5 protein-coding genes and 2 pseudogenes are annotated in these 4,809 nt (G+C 46.7%); 6 read left to right on the top strand and 1 reads right to left on the bottom strand.

Annotated elements, in window-relative coordinates; genetic code table 11:
* Nucleotides 1-298, top strand: a pseudogene (locus EAO37_RS08730) (portal protein); the annotation flags it as partial.
* On the opposite strand, the gene EAO37_RS08725 reads toward EAO37_RS08730, so the two are convergent.
* Nucleotides 295-387 carry a type II toxin-antitoxin system YafQ family toxin gene (locus EAO37_RS08725; protein WP_120953297.1) on the bottom strand — a complete coding sequence of 31 codons (93 nt, stop codon included), beginning with the start codon at nucleotides 385-387 and terminating at the stop codon, nucleotides 295-297. The pseudogene EAO37_RS08730 and the gene EAO37_RS08725 overlap by 4 nt on opposite strands.
* 72 nt (nucleotides 388-459) lie before the next feature.
* Between EAO37_RS08725 and EAO37_RS08720 the strand changes: the two genes are divergently transcribed.
* The 5 genes and pseudogenes from EAO37_RS08720 to EAO37_RS08700 form a co-directional block, all read left to right on the top strand.
* Nucleotides 460-678 (top strand): hypothetical protein, encoded by a 219-nt coding sequence (locus tag EAO37_RS08720; RefSeq protein WP_120953294.1) that lies wholly within the window; start codon nucleotides 460-462, stop codon nucleotides 676-678.
* 11 nt (nucleotides 679-689) lie between these two features.
* Complete coding sequence (locus tag EAO37_RS08715) at nucleotides 690-1,319, top strand: hypothetical protein (RefSeq protein ID WP_120953291.1); 630 nt, start codon at nucleotides 690-692, stop codon at nucleotides 1,317-1,319.
* The gene (locus EAO37_RS09760) at nucleotides 1,319-2,932 is read left to right on the top strand and encodes a hypothetical protein (protein WP_240451796.1); all 1,614 of its coding nucleotides are present in this window, start codon (nucleotides 1,319-1,321) and stop codon (nucleotides 2,930-2,932) included. Before EAO37_RS08715 ends, EAO37_RS09760 begins: the two co-directional genes overlap by 1 nt.
* Before the next feature lie 318 nt (nucleotides 2,933-3,250).
* Nucleotides 3,251-4,504 carry a hypothetical protein gene (locus EAO37_RS08705; protein WP_120953288.1) on the top strand — a complete coding sequence of 418 codons (1,254 nt, stop codon included), beginning with the start codon at nucleotides 3,251-3,253 and terminating at the stop codon, nucleotides 4,502-4,504.
* Nucleotides 4,504-4,809 (top strand): annotated as a pseudogene (locus EAO37_RS08700) (hypothetical protein); the annotation flags it as partial. The gene EAO37_RS08705 and the pseudogene EAO37_RS08700, both read left to right, overlap by 1 nt.

Genomic DNA, 4,809 nt, shown 5'->3' with positions numbered 1-4,809 from the left:
CCCCATTAGCGCGGATGTGATGGAGATCATCACCAAAGCCCAGCAAGCCCAAGAGCAACAAGCCCAAGCGCAAGCCCCTTATAATGAACAACTCCAAGCTCTAGAATTGCAAAAAATCCAAGCCCAGATACTAGAATTGCAAGCTAAAGCCCAAAAATACAGCCAACAAGGCGCATTAGTGGAGGCGCACACCACTAGCGAGGAGTTAAGCCAAGTGCAGGCGATGCAGGGGGGGGAATCTAAGCCACAGGGCTCTAAGTGGCAAAAATACCCCAGCGCGCACCATTTAGAGGCTTAGGCTGTGAAGATGTCGCTATGAGACCCCAAGCGGATTAGTTCTAAGATACCACCGACATGGCGGTAGATGAGCAATAAGTCGGGTTTAATCCTTTTTTGATTCTATCTTTTAACCCTTGAAATTCTTGTTAGTTTTTGCTTTTATTGGCAAAAAGGAGAAACATGGCTTTTTACATCCACTTTGACAAAGATAAGATTATCTACAAATTTGGCAGTATCACTAAGCTAGCGCAGGCTTATGGCTATAACGCGCGCACTCTTAGATACCGCTATGGGAATAGACACATGCCCATAGGGCATTTTCAAGACTCTATCGAACCACTTAAAAATATGGCAAGAGATGGCTATATCAGCTTTAGCCACAAAGCCCCCACATCTTAAAAGGAGTGAACATGGACATCAGCGCGCAAGAAGAAGAAATTTTACAAGCCCATGAAGAGCGTTTGCAATATGTTTTAGTGGAAGGGCAAGAACAAGACACTAAGGGGACTTGCCAGCCAAATAGGTTTTACGCGCTCATTGAGGACAACGCCATTAGCGATATTTTCAAGGGAGAGGATTTGCCCAACTACAACCCCGAGCAGTTAATGGTGTTAGAAATCCCCCAAGACCAAGAGGCTTATTATTGTGTGGGGCTGAAATTGCAGGAGGGCAAATTAGTTCCTATGAGCTTGGATCAGGCTAAGCAACGCCAATTAAACCTAGTGGACGCGCTTTTTAGCCAAGATTTAGGGCGTATGCACAGCGCGCACATTCCTTTAGGCGAGGTGTTGACTTTTGAAAAGCAGTACCAAGAAGCCATCACCACTGACCCCACAATTCCTACCCCCTTCATAGACGCGCTAGCCCTAGCTAGAGACGAACCTAGGGCGATCTTAGTTAAAAAGATCATCAACAAGTACGAGGCTTATAACAAGGCTTTGACAAAGCTTTTAGGCTACAGACACCGCCTAAGACGCGCCATAAAAGAGGCTAAGAGTGTGCAAGAAGTCCTAAACATAGAGTATAAAAGTCCCCTTTAATGCCTTTAATCGGCAATAGGGCAGACCCTAAGTATAAGGCTTTTGTACACAACCACCGCGTGTATTTGCAGGATGTCTACACCAAGTACAGGGATGACTACCAGCTAGATATTAGCGATGGGATTTTAGAGCGCCAAGCGATGCTAGCGGCTAAAGCCGAAGCCGATGGGCATTTCCAAATCTTTGAAGACGCGTTTGAGGGGGAGAACTTATTTGACTTCATAGCGGCGATCATCCAGGCGATTATAGGCGTTTTAGTGGGCGTGCTAGTCTCTGTATTTAACTTTGGGGCGGGCACACCTTTAGGGGGGGCTATTATTGGCATAGCCGTTACTAGCGCGGTTGCTGACATTGTTGGCACGATCACCAGCTCTATTTTCAAGGATTACGCCAGCAACGCGACCCAGTTTGATCAAAGCTCTATAAGTGGGTTTAAAGCAGGCGCACAGCTCATTAAGCAGAATCTAGCCCTAGAGAACACCCGGGTAACTTATGCGCTCATTTACAACCCTTATGCTATTTTCCCAGAGGGGAGCATTTACAAGGATGAAAACCCGGGCACTCTAGGCTATAGAGCGGGGCTAGAAGCCCCTAATTGCATGAAGGGGATTTTAGGGACTAAACAGCCTAACCTCTTTGCCGAACAGATCAATAACAGCGCGCACAGACACAAGGCGGGGAATGCGTTTTACGACCCGCTCAAATTGCCTTTTCCTACTAGCGATTTTGCCTTAAATAGCCAGCGCACTAAAGAGGCGATGCAAGCCAATTTAAAAAAGCGCATTGCGCAAATACAAGAGGGCTTTTCTATGTTGGTGAGTGAGAGATTTGGGGCTTTTGATACGCAAGTGGTTGAAAGACTCTTTGAGCACCACCAGCGCAAATTTATCCGCCCTATGATCGATCAGCTCAATAGCCATGACTTTTTAGAAAAGATGAAATACTACCCCCGTGGGCATAGATTGCCCTTGTTTGGAAAAATTGCCTATCCGGATAAGTTGGATTTACCCAGTGAAAAAGAGTTTTACAAGCGCGCAGGACGCGTTAAGATGGTGAACAAAGAGGGGGGCAAGACTTATAGCTATGAATTTGGCTATGATGGGGTGATCACTCTAGCGCATATGCACCATGTGTATGAGAGCTACCCCCACGAGGTTATAGCCAATGGTAAGACAATATGGACGACAAGGTGGGAGGTTGATGAAGAGCTAAAAGAGCACATAGGCGACACCATTATTCTCCAGCGCGCACAAATAAAAGACTTGCCTAGCAAAAGCCCACAAGTGTGGCATTATGAAAATATTAAGGACGATCAAGAAGAATTAGACAAGCTAGAGCCGGATTTTTTGATGCAATTAGAGGACGCTTACCACGCCTATATTGTGGAATTGTGGCAGTGCTACAGGGTTACTTCTTTTGCGAGCTTTAAAACTAAAAGACCCTATGCGCAGGCTCTAGCCTACGCGCAAGAGAGGGGCATAGACTTTAGCAGGGCGTTTTTCCGCTCAGAGGGGGAAAACTTGAGCGCGCAGGAAAAAGAACGAAATAGCATTTTTACAAGTTATATAGATAGTTTAATCTTTGAGGAAGAAGCGCAGCTTTCACAAGTTTAAGCCTCCTCGGCAGAAATCCCACTCGTCTTTAGCGGGTGGGATGAATGCCACTAATTCGTGGTATAATGCTCTCATACATTCGTATCTACGGCAGGGAGTGTCGAAAGTTACGCCTTTGGAGATATGATGTGTGAGACCTGTAGGGAATGCGTTGGAGCTCAAACTCTGTAAAATCCCTACTATAGGGACATAGAGTGAGAACCAAACTCTCCCTACGGGCAACATCAGCCTAGGAAGCCCAAATGTCTTTAGCATTTGGGCACTTCACCCCTTGTTTTAGGGTTGAAAGCGCGCTAGAATGCGCTTAAAGGGAATGCGATGTTATTGTATGAAAAGATTCAAGAACTCTTAGGGGCTATAGAGAAAGCTAAGGCGGAGAACATGGCTTTAGTGGAATTTGCGCGCAATAGTTTGACCAAGCACATAGATACCCAAATGCGCGCTAAGACCCAAGAACTAAAAAGCATGGTGGAAAACATTTTGCAAGAAAAAGCCCAGAGTTTGGAAATACAGGGGGCTTTTCAAGCCGCCTTGAATAGCAAGATTGAAGCCAAATTAGAATCTATGCAAAAGCCTTTAGAGGTGCAGATCACAGGGGCGTTTTTGAAAAAAAGCGCACAGATTGAGCGGGAAGTTAAGCAGGCTTTAGCAGCTAGTTTAGAGGGCAGTGTGCAGGGGCTAGAGGCTAGCTACCAGCAACAAGCCCAAGCGATTTTAGAGCAAGCTAAGCAGGACTTAAGCGCGCAACTCCAGCAGACCCAGCGCACTCTATTAACCCAGCTAGCTAGCGACACCCAATTAGCCACAGACCTTTTTATCAAAGCCCAAGAGCGCGCGCTAGAAAAGCAGATACAGGAGCGTTTGAGTTTCTTTGCTAAAGAGTTAGAGGAGTCTAAGGGCGAGGTGTTACAAGATCACGCCATAGCGATCGCCCAGTCCTTGAGGGAGGCGAGTGGGGTGTTAATTGGGGAGCTAGAAAAGCAACTAACCCCGCAGGTGTTAGAGGGGCTTAACTTGCGCACACAAGAGTTAAGCCAACACGCCCAAGAGAGTCTAGATCACGCGCTCAAAGAACAACAAGAGGGCTTTAAAAGCAGTGTGCAGGGCTTTATAAGAGAACTAGAGGGGCACTATAGCGCGATCTTAGAGCAGGATTTTAGGGAAGCCATTGAGGGGGCGATTAGGGCGATGGACATTAGCTTTTTGAAACAAGAACATGACGCGTTTTTCACCAAGACGCGCCAAGACATGCAGGGGCTTTTTAAAAACGCCTTCAATAAGGAGGTGTTAGCCCAAGTGCGCGCGATAGTGCTTGATATTTTGCAAGAGGAAGCACAAATGCGCGCGCTTAAAGAGATGGAACTAGAAGCGCAATTGCATCTAACTAGCTTGATAGAGAGTAATGCGGTTAGAATGTTGCAAGAACAGGCTAGCGCGCTAGAAGAGTTTGAGAGAGAACAGGCGCGCTATTTCTACCAAGCCGCGCTAGCCAAGACAAAGCAAAAGCTAGTAGAGGAAGGCTTTTTGCCCGCCCAAGAGCTTAAGCACACCAAAGCCTATAAGGTGAACTAATGGGGACTTTAGCAGAGGGCTTAAGCCAACTTATTGAGAGCCAATACCTTAAACATAGCGCGCCCTTGGGGGATGATGTGATCAGGGGGGAGGATAGCGCGCAAGCACAACCCCCAGCACAACCCCCAGCACAACCCCACGCACAACCCCCAGCACAACCCCAAGCACAAGAGTCAGCACAAGAAAAGCCACAGGGCATAAGCACGGGGATTAAGGAGCTAGATCGCAAAATCGCTAACAGAAATCTAAGTATGTTTGACTACTATTTAGCAAAAAATTACCTAGGCATTGATCTAGGCACGCAT

Origin of the sequence: Helicobacter sp. L8, from assembly GCF_003660355.1 — a bacterium.
In the GTDB taxonomy this organism is placed as follows: domain Bacteria; phylum Campylobacterota; class Campylobacteria; order Campylobacterales; family Helicobacteraceae; genus Helicobacter; species Helicobacter labacensis.
The sequence above is the reverse complement of the archived record's forward strand: the minus strand, read 5'-3'. Positions and strand labels throughout refer to the sequence as shown.